The sequence below is a fragment of the Streptococcus pseudoporcinus LQ 940-04 genome (genome assembly GCF_000188035.1).
GTDB lineage: Bacteria > Bacillota > Bacilli > Lactobacillales > Streptococcaceae > Streptococcus > Streptococcus pseudoporcinus.
Window position 1 is genome coordinate 440,601 of sequence record NZ_AEUY02000005.1, and the last position, 17,683, is coordinate 458,283.

The 17,683-nt window shown below is 36.4% G+C and carries 12 protein-coding genes and 1 pseudogene; 1 reads left to right on the forward strand and 12 read right to left on the reverse strand.

The window, feature by feature from the left end:
- Positions 1-17 precede the first annotated feature (17 nt).
- From STRPS_RS03450 to hupY, 7 genes are all read right to left on the reverse strand, one after another.
- Complete coding sequence (locus STRPS_RS03450; protein WP_007895509.1) at positions 18-707, reverse strand: SagF family protein; 690 nt, start codon at positions 705-707, stop codon at positions 18-20.
- A complete protein-coding gene (locus STRPS_RS03455; RefSeq protein ID WP_007895456.1) occupies positions 704-1,375 on the reverse strand; it encodes a CPBP family intramembrane glutamic endopeptidase in 672 nt (223 codons plus the stop codon). The genes STRPS_RS03450 and STRPS_RS03455 overlap by 4 nt, the downstream gene beginning before the upstream one ends.
- Positions 1,350-2,708: a YcaO-like family protein gene (locus STRPS_RS03460; protein ID WP_007895544.1), complete on the reverse strand. Its 1,359-nt coding sequence runs from the start codon at positions 2,706-2,708 to the stop codon at positions 1,350-1,352. The genes STRPS_RS03455 and STRPS_RS03460 overlap by 26 nt, the downstream gene beginning before the upstream one ends.
- Before the next feature lie 12 nt (positions 2,709-2,720).
- Positions 2,721-3,785, reverse strand: a complete 1,065-nt coding sequence (locus STRPS_RS03465) for a streptolysin associated protein SagC (protein ID WP_007895384.1) — start codon at positions 3,783-3,785, stop codon at positions 2,721-2,723.
- Entirely contained in the window at positions 3,782-4,732 is a 951-nt protein-coding gene (locus STRPS_RS03470) for a SagB/ThcOx family dehydrogenase (RefSeq protein WP_007895325.1), read from the reverse strand. Before STRPS_RS03470 ends, STRPS_RS03465 begins: the two co-directional genes overlap by 4 nt.
- Before the next feature lie 225 nt (positions 4,733-4,957).
- On the reverse strand, positions 4,958-5,122 hold the full coding sequence (locus STRPS_RS03475; protein WP_007895464.1) for a streptolysin S family TOMM toxin: 165 nt from the start codon (positions 5,120-5,122) through the stop codon (positions 4,958-4,960).
- 584 nt (positions 5,123-5,706) lie between these two features.
- Positions 5,707-8,790, reverse strand: coding sequence for a leucine-rich repeat adhesin HupY/LrrG (gene hupY / locus STRPS_RS03480; protein ID WP_007895362.1), 3,084 nt, complete (start codon positions 8,788-8,790; stop codon positions 5,707-5,709).
- 958 nt (positions 8,791-9,748) lie between these two features.
- On the opposite strand from hupY, the gene STRPS_RS03485 reads away from it, so the two are divergent.
- Complete coding sequence (locus STRPS_RS03485; RefSeq protein WP_007895348.1) at positions 9,749-10,507, forward strand: DNA/RNA non-specific endonuclease; 759 nt, start codon at positions 9,749-9,751, stop codon at positions 10,505-10,507.
- Positions 10,508-10,736: 229 nt separating this feature from the next.
- Here the strand turns inward: STRPS_RS03485 and STRPS_RS03490 are convergent, their stop codons facing one another.
- The 5 genes and pseudogenes from STRPS_RS03490 to STRPS_RS03510 all read right to left on the reverse strand — a co-directional run bounded on the left by STRPS_RS03490 (position 10,737) and on the right by STRPS_RS03510 (position 17,319).
- Positions 10,737-11,291 (reverse strand): histidine phosphatase family protein, encoded by a 555-nt coding sequence (locus STRPS_RS03490; RefSeq protein WP_007895624.1) that lies wholly within the window; start codon positions 11,289-11,291, stop codon positions 10,737-10,739.
- 24 nt (positions 11,292-11,315) lie between these two features.
- Positions 11,316-12,170 (reverse strand): aminoglycoside 6-adenylyltransferase, encoded by an 855-nt coding sequence (locus STRPS_RS03495; RefSeq protein WP_007895530.1) that lies wholly within the window; start codon positions 12,168-12,170, stop codon positions 11,316-11,318.
- Positions 12,171-12,621: 451 nt separating this feature from the next.
- Positions 12,622-15,192 (reverse strand): annotated as a pseudogene (locus tag STRPS_RS03500) (pneumococcal-type histidine triad protein).
- Between the two features lie 13 nt (positions 15,193-15,205).
- A complete protein-coding gene (locus STRPS_RS03505; RefSeq protein WP_007895572.1) occupies positions 15,206-16,126 on the reverse strand; it encodes a metal ABC transporter substrate-binding protein in 921 nt (306 codons plus the stop codon).
- Positions 16,127-16,479: 353 nt separating this feature from the next.
- The gene (locus tag STRPS_RS03510) at positions 16,480-17,319 is read right to left on the reverse strand and encodes an Rgg family transcriptional regulator (RefSeq protein ID WP_007896135.1); all 840 of its coding nucleotides are present in this window, start codon (positions 17,317-17,319) and stop codon (positions 16,480-16,482) included.
- Between the last annotated feature and the right edge of the window lie 364 nt (positions 17,320-17,683).

Consider the following 17,683-nt stretch of genomic DNA (forward strand, 5'->3'; position numbering starts at 1 on the left):
TTACTCCTTTTTCACCATTACTCTTGCTCTTTAAAACTAATCATGAGATAAGTCAAGATCAATAATAAAAATCCCACCGGCCAACCATATAATAAGGTCGCTGTCATCGCCCATAATCCAATTACTGTAAAGAGACATAAAGCCACCAACTGACTTAGCCAAGTTGAATAACGGCAAGCTTTGACTACTCCATAGCCTAAAATGAGTACTGCTAAACTTGTCATTTCATTTTTCCCTAATAAGGCAAGTAAGCCTAAGTAAAAGATACCATCTATTAAGGTGACTAGGATCAGCAAAAGCATACTAGCTACCGGTCTTTCTTTTCTAAAAGGTAACCAAGTCATTTTTTTAAAGAGTAAACGACTATCCTTTTGAAACACCAAGTCAACAATAAGAACTAGGATTATGAGTGTCATTTCTATCACTACCAGAAGGTATAACAGCATATAACAAGCTATCTGCCATTGCCATTCAGCTTGCCCTAAAAAGGTTAAGACCTTTGCTAGACTAGGAACTGGAGGACAACCGAGTGTCAGAATGAGGATAAGACCCAACTGGATCAAACTCAATAAGATATCTAGGAAATCCTGATAAGATATACTACTTAGCCATTGAAGATGCCATCTGTGTAAGGCGCGTCTACGATAGCTGGTTAGCCAAAGGGTGACAAGACTTAAAAATAACAGCAAAGCTAGGTTTATAATCATTCTACCACCTTCTTACCTTCTGTTTGAAGACGGCTAAGGCACTCAACTAAGAGATTACCTCCAACGTGAGCAATAACGACAAGCCATAATTGTCCAGTGATATAGTAAATACTACCATAAATAAGACCTGTTAGTAATTTCGCATAAAAAATGGGTTTGCCCATCAATAAATGATTTAGAGCATAGCAAAAACTCGACATCACCAAAACTACCAGTATAGGCAGGTGCCATTGGAAAAACAAGACTTGGAACCACAAAAATCGATAGGCCATTTCTTCACAAAAAGCTATAAGCAATGGGTAAAAAACTTCTGGCCATTTTTGGGTAGTCCCTACAAATGATACCTTTAGAGGAAGCCAATGTCCTTTTTGCCAGCAGTGTAACCCATGTAGGAAAACCACTTCAAGCATCAATATTAAAGCGCTTAAGACAAGACCTATAAGAAAGGTTTGGCCCTTAATCCCCTCAAAAGATAAGTTTAGTTGAGGTGACAGAAGGCAGATACCTGTTAGAGCCAAAACATAGTAAACAAGCGTTGCTCTTAGAAATGGGACTAGATTAAAGTGATATTTTCCCATTCCTTTTCCAAAAATAGCTTGCATAGGAATTGACGGACAACAGGTCACTAGCAAAAAACAAAGACTAAGGCATTGGGTGGACAAAGGCATTAGTAACACCTCCAAACTGTCTCATTCGTGGATGATTAGCAAAAGGAAATGCTGGAATACACATCTCAAGTAGTTCTGGCGTTAAAACACGTGTCACATACCAGCCTTTTTCTGAAGCTTCAGGCGGAGTAATATCCAAAAAGACCGCATTAGGACTAACCTTCTTGGTATAAGCCAATAGAATTTTTAAATCCTCCCTCTTGTCTTGACCCGAATGATTTTCTAGCTCACTGAGAAGAACTTCTCCGGAAATCAAAGGTTCAAAAGCTTGCCATTTATAGGCTCTATCTTTTGGATGCGCATAGTAGAAAACGTTACTATCCAAATCTAAAAATAAGGGGTCTTCACTCTCAATATTTTGGAGAGAATCTTTTCGATATAAAAGATTGTAGTAGTAACTGTAACTAATCGCCGAGGCTTCCATAATCCCCCTTAGTAAGGTATGTTTAGGGTCCAGCCCCGCCTGCACACCAAATAAAAGATAGGGACCTTCCTCGTGTTTATTTTTTAGGATAATGCCAAAGGTATAAAGAGGGTTATCTTCTCCTACGGTCATATCAATAGGAATAATCTCATACAAACTCTCTTTTCCCAGCCTAGCTTCTTCTAAAATAGCCTCAATGTCTGGGTCATCAATAACCACCTTAGGACAAGGTTTTTTTGTATGCCAGCTAAGCATCATCGAATCAATTTGGATGTACTCAATCAAACTGTTACACATGGCTGCTTCCAAACTTGTATGGGAAGCCGTTCCTGTTGAGAAACCTGGGATGATATGCTTTTCTCCCACAGCATGATTCGTTTTATAACCAATACAAAGCATTTGAGCAGGAACATACATTTCCTTATCTTCAAAGAACATAGGGCACTTAACCCAGCCCAAGATATCATCTTCAGTTACCATTTTATCACACATCGTTATGTGCATGGCATTACAACGGTCAATTTGCTCTTGAGTAAACACTTGTAAATATTCCAGAGGCATCACCCGATCTGTCTGACTCAATTCTTTATAAGAAGCATAAACAATGCGGTCTGATAACAAGTCACCCGAAATCACGCTAGCATAACGTTCAATACTTTCCCCTAAATATTTAATAAGCGCCTCTTCATAATGACTACCATAACCAATAATATGATAACTGACTTGACTTAATTCTCCAATAAATTGTTTATGATAATCCGGCATTTGGCCTGTGACACTTTTTAAGTAGACATCATGGGGGTGGTTACAAACTGGAACCTGAGATTGGTTTAAAATGCCTGTCCGGTTTCCACTTAAAACTTTGAGTTTATCAAAAATGTGGTTAAAAGAAGGGTAATATTGTAACATGGCTTGACCTCCTTATGGTTCTTCCTTAAGGAGCGCTTTAACAATCTCACGGGTTGAAATTTGCTGATCCTCATATTTTAATTTTGCTAGAGCCCCTTGAGACTGAGAATTAGACATCTTCAAAATATCTTGAACTTGAATTTCAAGCGTTGGTATATAAATACTTAACAGTCGTCCTTCAAATTTTGAGCTTCCTGTGTGAGCGATGATAAAGGCTTCGCTAACGACTAAATTCATTAAAACATTCAGTAAAGGCAAATAAGCTTGACTAACTGTTTGCGTCGCTGGTAATACTTGATTAGCAAAATGTTGGTAGAGAGCGTGGTCTTGCAAACGTGCTAAGACCCTTCGTTCCAAACTGTCAAAATCTGCGCTATGAGGAGGGTTCAAGGTACAAACATGTAAGAAGGGACCATCTACAAATCCTAATACTAGTTGCTTTTGAAGCGCCACACTAATTTCATTGAGATGACGTAACATCATAATATTTAAACGTTCTTGGCAAACAACAATACTTTGATAGCCCTCTAGCGCCTCAGACAAGCACTTCATGTGACGATGGTGTGCCAAAGCATCCAAGCGAGAACTTACATCTGTTTTTTGGATAAGCATTTTTAAATCATCATTGGCTATCTGTAAATTCAATTGTAGCTGACTAGCTAGTAATGTTGCTGACTCATTAACATAGGCCGAATCACTGATAAATAAAACTGGACTTGTATCTATAGTATGCCCTTCCTGTGCCATAAAGTGGTAATTTCCCATAAAAACCTTCATGACATTTTCTTCAAGGGCATAATCATCTTCATACATAATGACATCATTGTAGTACAAAGCTGTCATAACTTCCATTAGTTTAGCAAATAGCTCCGGTTCCAAACGGCTCTCATAATGGTCAGTATCAACTACTGTTCCCTTAATAAAATGAGAGACCATTTCCCGATAAACATCTTTCAATTCTTGAGGTTCTTGTGAAACATCTAGGACCGCTTCATTAAAATCCCAGATTCCTTTTCTAAAACAAAAGGTGTCCTGAAACTGGACAATACGAACATTACTATTGAGTTGGTATTTCATTGCGACTCCTTATTTCCTACAAGTGTCATGTGAATCACATGTTGACTTAGTCCATCTAAACCTAATTTTTCTTGAAGGTATTCCTTATTATAACCTCCAATATCAACACTGCCATAGACTAGGGCTGTGGCTGTCAATTGAATGTTTTGAGCAATTTCACCCGATTCAATAAAGGCATAGGCTGTGGCCTGATTACCATATTTACGGGTATTTTTAATATAGTCATACACGTAAATAATGATAAGGTTACAATTTTCAGCCTTAATAGCACCATACTCTGCAAAATCTCTAATATTTTCCTCTGGGCTAAGCCGATGGCACCTTAAAGCATGTTGGTAAGGTAAATACTCATAAAAACCATCCTTAAGGGTAGTGACATTTCTAGCAAAGAAAAGCAAACTAATGGGGTACAAACCTCCACCTGAAGCACAGTTTCTAAGCCTTACCTTATCTGGCTTCCCATCTTTAATAGAGGCTTCAGAGCTCACCCCGCAGGCATAATAAAGTAAATTAGCCAAATCCTGAAGAGGCATCTCTTTATCTGAGAACTGACGGTAACTTCTTCTCTTTGTTATACAAGTTGATAGTGCTGTCGCCAGTTTAGTGGGCTTGGGTAAGGGAATACTATTATCCTGGCTTTCAAAAAAAGCACTACTTGAAAAAGTCTCAACAGCAGCATCTGTAAAAAAGTCAACCACACTCGCTTCAAAGCCCAAATAATTATTATTAGCCTTGTAATTCATCAAAAAACGTTGACTAAGATTATCTGTCTCATTAGGCATCAAATGCTGAGCAACGAGCTGCTTTGATGTCTTTAATACCGTTTGATGATGATAGCCTGACAAAGATAAGTGATTAGTATTAAATTCAAATAATTGCCTTGCCTTATCTGAAGTTAATGGAGGACGATTATCTGAAAGTTTTTTTTCTTTCGTAAAAAATGCCATATCTATCTTTCCTATCTTATTCTACAAAACATATAGTAATTAGCAGGTACTAAACTAAATAGTACCTGCTAACTACCAAGGGACACTAAAACCAAAATAATTATACTGCCCCCTACGTCCCACACCTCTATGCCAGATAATATCACACAGACATTACTAATAGTAATTGAGTCGCTAGCAAACCAGTTCCGCTGATATCAATCCCCCATAGAGATGCAAAATCAATTATTTACCTGGTGTAAAGCTTCCGCTACCACCTTGAGCACTACCAGCACCAACATTAGTTGAGAAGCAACAAGTAGTACAGCAGCAGCAACAGCAGCCTCCAGGAGCAACTTGAGTTGTTTCGGCTACACTAGTAGCTAAAATATTTGAAGTAAATTGTAACATAGCGCTTACCTCCTTATCTAACAAATAAACAACTGATAAGAATTAAAAGAACTTGTTTTTAAAGTAACCTTAAAAAGTTGCGATAGTAGAAGGCTAGCTCTTGTACTATTGTAACGTAACAAGCACCCAACTCTTATCACTTAATTATAGTAAAAAAAGATTAAAATGTAAACCCTTCCCATTGCTATGAGCAAGCCTCTAGCAATAAATTAATGCTAGTCTCACAAACAGTCAATCCAAGATTAGGCCTTATAGACAAAAAGGTAGGCTTCTATTGATCTTGCAGAAGATGCCTAAAGTAAAAATAGTAATTTTATCAATACTTATTAGTTCTGATTTTTTAATAATAAATGAGAAAAAGGTAAGTTGTTTATCCGTGAAGAACTTTTTCAAAAATAGTAGTTAGTGAGAAAACAATTGATAATTGAAAAGAAAACTGGCAATCGAAGAATTACCAAAAAACAACAAAAGACATATTTAAGTCCCTTCCTTGCAGAATTGTGCTCTACCCCTATACTGGCAAATTTAAAAAGCCTTATAATAAGGCTTTTTTCGTGTTAATTGATAGGATTCCAAAGCATCACTTAATGTCGTCCATCCCTAGGCAGTTTTATATCTCCTTTTCTTCCTAGACTTATTAGAAAAAGCAGAGCTAGGCTAAGATAGCCTAAAACAGTATAGATAGGGTTGCTTTCAGAACCTGTTCTAGGCAGTATTCCTGAAGGCTGTGCCTTATTTAAGTGTTGACTAGACGGTAATCTCGTAGGGTCAGAATAAATTTGAGAATGTTCATTTTTTGCTGTCGCTGACTGAGTTAACCTTGATTTCTGCTTATGCTTATCTGTTTTAGGTCGTAATTGTTCTGCCTCTGCGGCTGCATTTCGAAGAGCCTGAAAAATACCAGATCTATGATAAGTTGCCATCGGAACCTGACGAATAGTTTTAAGCTGATCAAGGTTGCTTTCTAAAATATCCTTAATAGTAAGCCCTTCATAGTCAGCCAACGTTGCTATTGCTAACGCGTGGTAGCCTTCATTATCTTCGTCCACATTTACAATAGGATTCCCATAGTCATCTTTTTGACCTTCGCCAATAGTGTCACTCATGTCAAGTACATAAATTATCTTGCCTGCTTGATCAAAATAGACATTTAAACCAATATAGTATTCAGGTAAGGGCAGGGGCGTTTTTAATAGATAAACACCTTGAACCATTTTCGCATGTGCTAAGGAACCTTTACCTTCAACTAACCCTGTCAGTAAATCCAACTCTTTTTCTAAACGCTTAAGTTTAGTTTCCGTAACAGCACTGTTATTATAAGCTAACCTAGCTTTACCAACAGTTCTTTCAAGAAGGTCACTATTCTCTGCTCCTTTTTTAGATACCAGTGTTTGTTCTGCTTTGGCTAAAAGTTTATCCAAGGAAAGACGACCAAGGAAAAATTGAGCATCTTGAAGAAACTTCAGCTTTTCACCCTGACTAAGATTCTTTTTAGTCTGTAGTCGTCTACCCGCAGCAGCTATTTCTTTAAATTGAGTTTGGGTCGTCTGACGAAGTTCCTGATAAGGCAAATGAGCAATTCTTTTTAGTATGTCAGCAATATCTGTTGTTGTTTTTGCCAACTTCATTGGGTCAACAACAAATTGATCTCCGTCTGCTAAGTCATGTGAATTGTTAACTGTTTTAACCACCACTTTTTTATCAAAGTGATCATCACCAGTATTTTCATCAAAAGCATTAAAGGCAATATACGATAGTGTAGACGAAGCATTCAATTCTTTCAGATGATTCTTTTTAAAGGCTTCTTCACGAATTGATTGCAAGGCTGGTGGTAAGATAACTTCTATCAGTGCATTGTCTGAAAAAGCTTGGACAGGGATTTCTGTCAACTGCTTTTGCTCAGAAAGATCTAAACTTTCAAGAGCGTTTGAGAGGAAGGCCATTTCACCAAGAGATTTGACCTTATTCCCCATAAAGATGAGGTTCTTTGCACCATTTTGGCGAAAGGCTGAGCGTCCTATCTTTTGCACTGATTCCGGGATAACAATAGCATAAATGTGATTGATATGAAAAGCCGCGTCTCCAATTGTTGTGAGTTTATCATTGAGTTCCAAGGTTGCCAAACGATTATTCATAAAGGCACCTTCTTTGATTTCTTCTAAATCTTCACTGGCTTCAAATGATGTGAGACTGTTAGACTGGAAAGCAAAGGCACCGATTTTTCTAATCGTGGATGGCAATTTCACTTCTTCTAGATCATACTTCCGTAGAGTCTTATTGTAAAAATCCACATTGCGAAAGGCATTATCCCCAATCTCAGTAATGATTATTCCCTTATATTGTTTTGGAATTTCCAAATGTTTATTACGCCTTACTTTTTGCAATCCTTTAGCTGAGAAGCCTGTAACCACATTTTTTTGGTAAGTAAAATCTTCCTCCAACCATTTGCTATAGTCAAGATGATGACCCTCTTGCCATAAAGCCTTACCAGGGTTGACATAAACATTTTCTGTCGACAACTGATGTGGGTTTTGACCCGTCTTTGTCCGTAAGACCACATAATTGTTGTAATGGTCATCGCCTGGATTTCCTGTAAAAGCTTCCGATTCTATTTTTTCAAGGCCATCAGGTAGGGTCACAGTCGTCAAATCATTATCTTGGAAGCTCGCTTCTCCGATCACTTTCAGCTCATTCCCACCAAACTCAATAGCTTGAATGTGGTTAGACTTGAAGGAACGTTCTGCTAGGCGGGTCAATTTAGAAGGTAAATAAAGAGTCCCTGTAATCTGATTATCAAAAAAAGCTAATTCTCCAATAGATGTCAGATTATTTGGTAGTCTCACCTGCTTCAAAGACATATGGGCAAAAGCATAATCAGAAATACTTTCAAGGCTTTCTGGCAAAATAATTTCAGAAATGTTTTTATTATCCACAAATGCATCAGAGCCGATATGTTTATAGCCGTTTGGAATCGTGACTTTAGTTATCCTATAGGCATTAAAGACTTCACCTTCATTAATAATCTCCTTCTGAGAAACATCTAATTGACTTGTCTTTCCATTTTCTCCCACTCGACTCGTATACTCGGCAATTGCTGTTTTTTTATCAGGGGTAAATGCAAAACTAGCGACTTGTGTCAAAACTGTACCATCTGCTGCCCGACTCGGTAGAAGGAGGTGACCAGTGTGAGATAACTTCTCAACGCCTGATTTTGAAAAACCGACAAGGGTGTCTCCTTTAGTAATAAAGTCAGTCGCTTCCCAAGTTGGGGCAGTCGTATCCACTTTATCAGAAAGATGTGACTCTTTGTCTTGCTCAGTTTTGACTTCAGAATGGCTTTTTGGTCTATCTTGAGGTTCTTCACTTACCTCTTCAGAAGCCTCCTTTGTTGGTGCGGTATTGGCTTCTTCTTGTCCCTGTACTTCGGAATGAGGGGGAGTCGTATCAGAAAAGAGGTCGGTGACAACAGGATCAATAGTCGAAGATTCTTTGTTGACACCTAAGTAATCACCACTAGTGTCCTCATCAAACCAATCATCATTTGACGAAGACGGGGTCTGCGCTTGCCTTGGCACTTCTTCTCTTTCCAAGCCATAAACCTCTTGGCAGTGGGCAACTACTGATACTGTAGTAAGGGTCAAAGCAATCGTTTTAATATGTTTTTTCATTGTGGTAAAACCTTTCTAAGAGCCAATTGTTTCCACTAATAATTGACTGACAATAGTATCCTTAAACTATTCCAGATTGACACTTTTCTCTGCTTGATGCTACAGTTAAGTGCTGGCTTGGCATAAGCCTTGTAACTCTCATTTTCTTCAAAAACAACTTGCCATCCCTTTCTCATCGTAAAGCGTTAGCATTATGAATTTACTTTAGCAAATGGGTGTTCTTTTCAATACTTATTGCAAAAGCCGAGCTACCAGTTTTTTTCTAGAAATAGACATCATGTCTTTATGACTTTAACATTCTAAACACCTCCAGAAAATAAGAGGGTTTTTAGCACCAAAAAAGCCTCCCAACAGAAGGTAGATGTGTTCAAAATCCGACTTCTATTGGGATGTTTCTGGGAATATATTGTACTTTCTGGGAAGAAGCTATCTCCTGCTTCAACACCACTGTTTTATAAAGTTAAGTTTAACTTTTTTGCATCGAGAAGGACTTGCTAGGAGTCCGCTTAATCGTATATTACCATAAAGTTATCGGCCTTTCAATACCAAATATGAAGATAGCTTAATTTTTTATCATATTGTAAATAATATAAAAATTAAGGTTGCTTAATATTTAGGGTATCGATTTTCAAAGACCACAAAAAGGAGACAGGAAAAGGTTTTTTGAATAAGAATAATCTAATGATTATAATGCTTCTTTTTTACTTGCCTTTTAAACATGTGATCATTAAAAGAAAAAGACAAATTTTTATTAAAAAAACGGATTATTATAAACACATGTTGAAAGAAAGCGCTTTTTGTCCTAAAAATTAAAATAAAAGAACATTTAGAACAACATTTGCCTTAAATTAATTTTATTAATATCATATTTTTTTAATTAAAAGTGATATACTTAACTCGTAAAGTGCAATAATTGATCCACTCTAAAAGCTAAAATCGGAAAGGTTTAGGTGTTATTATGAAATTATCTAAACAAAAGACAAGTTTGCTTACCGTTGTTTTATTATTACTTTCCCTTTCTATAACGACAACGAGTGTTGACGCTGATAGAACACTGACGCATCCAAACCTAGCACATGTAAACTCGCATTCACCGAGCGCTATATCCAATAAAATACTCCCATTTACTGGTGAATACCAACTACAACTTAACGACCTAGACAATCTACACCGCGCAACTTCCTCACACATACAACTTCAAGATAGACATGAAACAAAAGATAAACGTACTAAAATCAATTATGATCCTGTGGGCTGGCATAACTACCAATTCCCATACGGAGATGGAACAAAAAAGGCATGGGTAATGAACCGTGGCCATTTAGTCGGCTATCAATTCTGTGGCTTAAATGATGAGCCTAGAAACCTAGTAGCTATCACTACTTGGTTAAATACTGGAGCTTATACAGGAACAAATGACAGTAATCCTGATGGCATGCTATACTATGAAAATCGTTTAGACTCTTGGCTTGCATTACACCCTGATTTTTGGTTAGACTATAAAGTAACTCCAATCTATCAAGGCAATGAACTCCTTCCTCGCCAAATTGAATTGCAATACGTGGGCATTGATTCATCTGGGAAATTATTACCTATAAACTTAAATAGTACTAAAGAACATCGTGACCAAAATGGCGTGACAACAGTAGTCTTAGAAAATACTGCTCCTAACGTTAATCTCGATTACTTGACTGGTACTGCCACTCCTAAAAAATAAAACATCAAGAGGTTGAGACAAAAGTCTAAGCTCAAATATAAAAAGCGAACAAGACAGTATTCTGAGTATCAGAAAATGAGTTTTGTTCGCTTTTTTGGGTTTCATTTATCAATTGGAAAAATTAATGGCAGGGAATCTCAAAAATTAATATCTTTTTGTCCCAGACTCTTTTTATAAGCAAATGATCTAGGACAATAAAGCCATTCACAATTTTTGCTCCTGATTGATATCAGTAACTTATTTTCTTTAATGCCTTGTCATGAAACTCAAAAGTGACTATCCATGGAAAAATAGATTTGATGGCATTAAATTCTTCAAAACCAAACCCTGATTCGTAAGCATTAATGAGGGTAGATAAGGCTGTGCCATGTGTCCCAATGACAACTGTTTGATTTTCTGATTCTGATATTATGTGATGCAAAACCTTAATATTTCTTTCTTGAACTTCTTTTAAACTTTCACCATTTGGAAGCTTAAAATTGAAGTCTTCCCATTGCTTTTTAGCAACAGCATCAAAATCTTCTATCCATTCGGCTGAAAGTTTACGTTCCCGTAAATCATTCATCATAACTATCTTTTTTGCTCTGCTATTGGCCAGTGGAAGGATAGTATCAATAGACCGTTTATAGGGACTGCTATAAAATGCATCAATTGGAATTGAAGAAAAAACTTCAATGAGTGCTTGACTTGCCACTCGCCCGTTCTCGGTCAATTCACGAGATAAATCATCATGGTTTCCATAATTCGGCTCAGCATGGCGTATAAAATATAGTGTCGTGGTCATAGAACTCCTTTTATCAGTAAAACATTAGTTACCATTTCTTTCTTTATTTTCTAACAGTTTTTCCATCACAATCATTGCGGCTACATAATCATTATGATTAAGATTGACCTTTCTCTTTTGTTCAATTTTTCTAGCTATTTTATCTGTTTCAGTAAGGATAAATCTTAAATTAGCTTCGATATCTTCCAAAGATTTGTTGCTATATAACTTTAGAAACTGATCTTCATCTACGATGTACTCAATGATCCCCTTATCATATTTTCCAAATGATAAGGTTTTTACTTCTTTCTGGGCTAAGATATCTTGCTTCAAAACTTCTATAAAGGCTGTTCTAATAGGATGTGATATCATAAATTCAGAATACATAAAATCCCTTCTTATTAAACCTTTAACAACGTATGTGCTGACCCAATATATTTCCTTTAATAATCTATTGAGACCAGCTTCAGATAATTGCTTGGTTTCATACAGTTCTTTACGTGCAAAATGGTAGCTACCATAAGCTTGTTTCTTATCTAAAAGGACCCTCGAAAAGGCATCATTTAAATGAGTGTCTAGAGATTCAGGCTTAATCAGCCTTAAATCAATTCTGGTCATATCTTTAAATTGCATAAGATAAGCAAAGCAGTCATAGTGATCTGTCTCTGAAGTCTCATCAGGCTTCTGCATGATGAGAATATCACCAAATTGATTCGGATAATCAGGGTCACTAATAATATCTTCAATGAAATTCGTGACCCAAACAATATCGTAATCTTGATAATTATCTTTTACAGCTTCAGGATTAGCACGTGATCCGTTTAAGAGAACAGCTTCAATTCTATCATCCTGCTTGGCAATAGTTACCACTAAATTCATTATCTCTTGTTCACTTCTCATGTTATTTCTCTCTAACTGACTTCTAACACAAATAGCTTAACTTAAAAAGAGTTAAAACCCTCAAAATAATTATATCATAACGAGATTTGTACCGAAAAATGATTAACCTGTGCCAGTCAAGTTCTCGGTTCCCTCATTATAGTCGCTATCGAAACAGTAAACCATAGGCTAATAATTGAAAAAAGCTATTATAAAAGCAGAAATTGCTGTTTCACAATTCCTGCTTCTATCATCATATCGCCTCATTTTTCCCCTAAAAGGTAGACCATAGGCTATTAAAAGGCTAGATATTAGAACTGAGTAAGGCGACTATAAGGAGTTGACTTTCTTGTACTCGTTAATTGTAAATAGTCTCTACTATATGGCTTTATTCCTTATTAAGTCATCTGCTTTCAAAAATTATTTCTCTCACTACACTGAAACCTCTCCGTTAGCTCTAGAAAAAGTCAAATTAACCTATTTTTTGGAGGCTTCTAATATCATATAAAACAGTATAACCACCTTTATCAATCAATGACACACCAATCGGTAAGAAGGTCATCTACTTAGGATCAACTCCTTCTTTTGGAGCTAGCTGGTTAACAGGGGCTTCTAAGGTTGCTCTATCTCCCCCAGACGTTGGTAAACTATTGCTTTCTGAAGGTTGAGCTGCAGCAGGTTTATCTGCTTCTGGAAGAGTCACTTCTTTCTCTTTTGGTAGTGGCACATGTGGCTTTTCTTCAGTGGCTTTTGTTTCATTAGCTGCTGAATTCTCGCTTGGGATAGATGGTTTTTCAGATGGTTTTTCAGATGGCAACTTCTTATCCGCTTTTTTCTCACGCGCAGCATCTGATGCCCTTCTCTTAGCAACAAACTCTTGAGCTTTTTGCCACTCACTATCAGATAGGTCATTTTTCCTGATAGCTCTTAGAGAACCACCCTCAGCTCTTGGAATACTGAAGGAACCATCTCTCCAGACAAATGTTCTTGCATCAAGAATATCTTGAGGATCAAAAATATAGCCGTCTGTGCTAGCATAGCGCCCCTCTTTAAGGGCTTGTTGAACCTCTTGCACTGAATGAATAATCATCCAATTTGGAAGTCCATGGCGTTTTTCTACTGGTGTAACATTAACAATATATTTAGGTTGTTCTGTATGAGTCTTCTTCTCTCCTTTACCATGTGGCTGAGTCCATGGCTCTGGTCGAACTTCTGGATGACTCATTAAATATTTAATTGTCGCAATCTGTTCTTTTTTAAGGTTATCATATCTCACCACGTGGATATGGTCAATATGAGGAATGATAAATTCAACACCTGTATCATAAGAAGCATTGCCAACATGCATTGGTAAGCTATCAAGGTTTACTAAGAGTGCTGGTTTGATGCCGTCATCCTTAATATCATATTTATAGTGATTTTTATCTTTAAGCATCAACTCTTGTTCTGCAAAAGCAATTTGGGTTAAATCAAGATGATCACGATCATAAAAATAATCCTTACCATCTTTAGTCATCATATAACCGACTTTACCCTCGTTCACAACTTTACGGCTAACGTTTTTAGCATCAAATGGGAGTTTTTCTTCTTCTGTTCCCTCTAATGATTTTGCTAATTCCTTATCTTGCCCTTTAGCTTTCAACCATTCTGCAACTTGATCCAGTTCATTTTGTTCTAATTCACCAAACCCTACATAGTGAAAATGAGAGCCATGTCTAGCAGTTACTCCTGATTTATCCACAGAGTAAATAGACTCCTTACTAAAGACATAGTTATCACTAGTATCATAAGGTTTACCATCAAGCCCTTTACCATAAGCTCTAATAGAATGCCCTAAAAAAGTATGAATGACTTTTTTAGTTTTATCTTTATCTGGTTGATGTGGTTTTGGAGTATCATGTGTTTGGCCTGCTAAATAGCGGTCAGCTAGCAAGATTTCCAAGGCTGACAATTGATTACGAGGAATAATATGATAGTGATCTCCGTGAGGGACAACATAACCAAAATCATTAGCCCTTACTACCTGTGTTGGTTCAAATATCAGTCCATCTGATTCAACATGGCGATCTTTTAAATCCATCCTATGCAAGAGATCTAAAAGTTCTTTAAATGATTTACCCTCATAACCACTATTATTTTGTTTATCAGAAGAGGAGCTTCCACTTGGTCTGTGTGATGAAGAACATTGATTTCCATTATGCCATCCATGACCCGGAGTCCAATGTCCTCCAGTCTCACGATGAGAGCTTGAATTTGGGAATGGATGGTAACCAGTATGATGTGAGCTTCTTGAGCCTCCACCATTTTTTTGACTCCAATAAGCCTGCGCAGCGGCTAATTCACTTGGGGATAGATCTTTTTTGGGAATATAATGGAAATGATTACCATGCGGAACCAAATAAGCATCGCCAAAGTCATCAATCACATCGGTTGGACTAAAGATATAACCATCATCAGTCGTATAACGTCCTTGACTTCTGGCTTGATTAACTGCTACAACTTCTGCTTTACTAAGATGTGAAACCTTAGCTAGGCCCTTTTCTTTTGCTTCTCTAGATCCCTTGGCAGCTTGCTCTGCAATTTCTTGTTTGCTACGAATATTTTTACGCTGGCTTCCCGGCTTGAGATAAACATAGTATTTCCCATCTACCTTAATGATATAACCGTCTAAGACTTCATTAACGACATCAGATTGTTTAAACTGATAATTAGGATCAGTCATTATTAATTCTTCACTAAGAATAGCATCATAAGGTACTTTCCCATTGTAAAAATGGAAATGATCGCCATGAGATGTCACATAGCCTTGATCAGTAATTTTAACTACTATCTGTTCTGCAGTGATACCTTCTTCAGCACTAACCTGATCCATGGTTTTATCTTTTTTAGATGCTTGCCTACTTTTCTTGATATCATTGACGTATGCAATTTTGTTATCTTTAGCAGCTGTAGTTACTTGATGCTTACCTAATTGGTAAAGTCCCATATGACTAGCTAGTAAAATAGCAGCGACGGAACCAGCGTAAATATATTTCTTTTTCAAATCCTATCTCCTTTTATTTTAAACTTTGATAAAGAACTTCCATATTTTTTCTAAGATTTTCTAAATATGATTTATCACTATGTGGGGCAGATTCTAATGGACTTAACCTTTTAACCTTAGCCTTAGTTGCCTTGGCAATAGTATGAGCAATTTTCGGACTAACATTGTCTTCTGCAAAAATCGTCTTCACCTTATACTCTTTAATAAAAGCTTGAATCTCAGTTAACTGACGTGGAGATGGTTCTTGGTCTGGGGAAATTCCCGAAATTCCTAACTGTTTCAAGCCAAAACGCTTGGCTAAATAAGAAAAGGCTGTATGCTGGGTTACAAAGGTTTTCGATTTTACGGCTTTAAATTTTTTCTGATACTCCCTTGCTAACTGATCTGCTTTCTGCTTAAATGATTTAGCATTTTTGCTATAGTATTCTGCGTTTTTGGGATCTATTTGACTCAATTTTTTTCCGATACTTAATGCTTCTTCTCCAGCTAAAACAGGGTCTGTCCAAGTATGAGGATCATACAGGGTTGCTGGATCAATCCCTTCTGTTACCTCGACGTCCTCTAACCCATTAACTCTATCTAAACTTAATGATTTTGAAGCTTCAAAGGCAGTAGCCTTAGTTTTCTTAAGATTAAAATCTAAGTCATCTGCCCAGGATTCTAAAGTATGTGAATGGTAAATAAATAAATCTGCATCGTATATGGCTGCAACATCATTAGCCGAGGGTTCAAAGGAATGAATGCCAGCACCAGACTGAATCATTCTGACATCATTTAAATCTCCTGAGACTTCTTTTGTCATGGCATATATCGGATAAAAACTTGTTACAATAGATAGTCCATGCCGATCAGAACTAGGTTTGACCGCTTTCTGACAGCCAGAAGTAGCAAACAAACCAATGATCAGAAAAAAAGTTAAAACTATTCTTTTCATAAGGCTCCTTTATAAATTTTTTAACCGGTTCTTAACCGGTTCTTAACCAGTTAATCTTAACGCTAATTAATCTAATTGTCAACATTTTATAATAATTTTACTTTAAAAAGCCCTCTCATAACAGTTGTCACAAACTTTCCTAAGTTTTAACCACCAATCATCATCAAGCTTCCAACCACACGCAAAAAAGCCTTTAATAAAGGCTCTTCTGTGTCTTCCTACCTCTTTTTGAACTTAAAAGATGGGATAGGCGGTGATATAAGATACTAAAAAATTTATTATAACTGTCAAGGCCTTACAACTTAAAAAGGGGCTTGCCTTTTCACAATAGACTCGATTAGCATGTGAAAAGGTTAAGTTTTATTTTTAATATCTTGTAAATAGGACTTAAACATTTTATGGACTGTTTTACAATTCAATAATTGAAAAACCTGTAATATTTTTTCGCATTTTTGCTCAGCTCCTTTTTGACCATAAATCATACCAATGATTCCCTCAAAAAAGGAAATACAGCACCTTTCATACAAACAATCTTCATTTAAATTATAATTTTTAATTTGTGCTAGAATATCGGCTGCTTTGTGGTACTCCTCTCTTTGAATAAATAGGATAAGCATATTCACGAACATTCTAATAGACTCATTTCCATAACACCTCAATGTATTATATCTATCAAGGTTTAAGATAACTTTGGAAAAAATGATTTCAATGAAATTAGAATCAAAAATAAACATACAGTTGTTAAACAGTACCGTTTCATAATGACTCCATGTTTCCATATTAACAAGATAGTTTGACAGATAGAGGCGCTCTTTAAGACAATCTTCATTAGTTAACATAGCCAATAAAACCTTTACCAAAGCAAAAAGGTTTTTTTCTTCGGTCGATTTACTATCTTTGTAGGACTCCAGAATGTGATTTAATCCTGATATATTTTGCGTTTCAAAGTATTGTTTAGCTGTATCCATATCAGTAAATTCTTGATAGCGTTTGAAATTATTACTAATAAAGAGAAATTCATCAACATTTACATTTAGATTATCCAAGATATACAGTAACTTTGTAGAAGAAATATCAAGATTGTTCTTGATAAAACGGTGATAGGTCTGTCTGGTTAAGTAATCACCGCAAACTTGTTTAATAGGAATATTTTTTGAATGCCTAATAAATTCGACGGTTTCGCCAAGTTCCATTTTAAGCCTCCTTAATTTATGTCAAAAATACGTTACTATTGTACATAATGCGTAACAAATCATCTATTTAATCCCAGGCTGTTTTAATATATAGCTAAAAGGAATTTAAAAGGAGGTACGTGTTATGTGGTTATTATTATTGTTTCTGTAGGTGCAGGGCAAAATGATGGTGGTTAAGAATAGGGAATCAACTAAAATGGTTGACTAACAGATTAATTGGCTTACTTCTTATTATCAGTATTTTCAACCTCATTGTCAACTATAATAGGTTATTATTGTCCGCAATCATGACTAAAAAGTTGCCTTCTTTAGATGAATAATTAGGAGAAGACCACTGAAAAGTGAGGTTTTATAAATTGTAGTG

What these genes read in the sequence shown, in the direction of transcription:
- STRPS_RS03450 (WP_007895509.1), bottom strand. Translation starts at nt 707, where the DNA reads ATGATTATAAACCTAGCTTTGCTGTTATTTTTAAGTCTTGTCACCCTT.
- STRPS_RS03455 (WP_007895456.1), bottom strand. Translation starts at nt 1,375, where the DNA reads ATGCCTTTGTCCACCCAATGCCTTAGTCTTTGTTTTTTGCTAGTGACC.
- STRPS_RS03460 (WP_007895544.1), bottom strand. Translation starts at nt 2,708, where the DNA reads ATGTTACAATATTACCCTTCTTTTAACCACATTTTTGATAAACTCAAA.
- STRPS_RS03465 (WP_007895384.1), bottom strand. Translation starts at nt 3,785, where the DNA reads ATGAAATACCAACTCAATAGTAATGTTCGTATTGTCCAGTTTCAGGAC.
- STRPS_RS03470 (WP_007895325.1), bottom strand. Translation starts at nt 4,732, where the DNA reads ATGGCATTTTTTACGAAAGAAAAAAAACTTTCAGATAATCGTCCTCCA.
- STRPS_RS03475 (WP_007895464.1), bottom strand. Translation starts at nt 5,122, where the DNA reads ATGTTACAATTTACTTCAAATATTTTAGCTACTAGTGTAGCCGAAACA.
- hupY (WP_007895362.1), bottom strand. Translation starts at nt 8,790, where the DNA reads ATGAAAAAACATATTAAAACGATTGCTTTGACCCTTACTACAGTATCA.
- STRPS_RS03485 (WP_007895348.1), top strand. Translation starts at nt 9,749, where the DNA reads ATGAAATTATCTAAACAAAAGACAAGTTTGCTTACCGTTGTTTTATTA.
- STRPS_RS03490 (WP_007895624.1), bottom strand. Translation starts at nt 11,291, where the DNA reads ATGACCACGACACTATATTTTATACGCCATGCTGAGCCGAATTATGGA.
- STRPS_RS03495 (WP_007895530.1), bottom strand. Translation starts at nt 12,170, where the DNA reads ATGAGAAGTGAACAAGAGATAATGAATTTAGTGGTAACTATTGCCAAG.
- STRPS_RS03505 (WP_007895572.1), bottom strand. Translation starts at nt 16,126, where the DNA reads ATGAAAAGAATAGTTTTAACTTTTTTTCTGATCATTGGTTTGTTTGCT.
- STRPS_RS03510 (WP_007896135.1), bottom strand. Translation starts at nt 17,319, where the DNA reads ATGGAACTTGGCGAAACCGTCGAATTTATTAGGCATTCAAAAAATATT.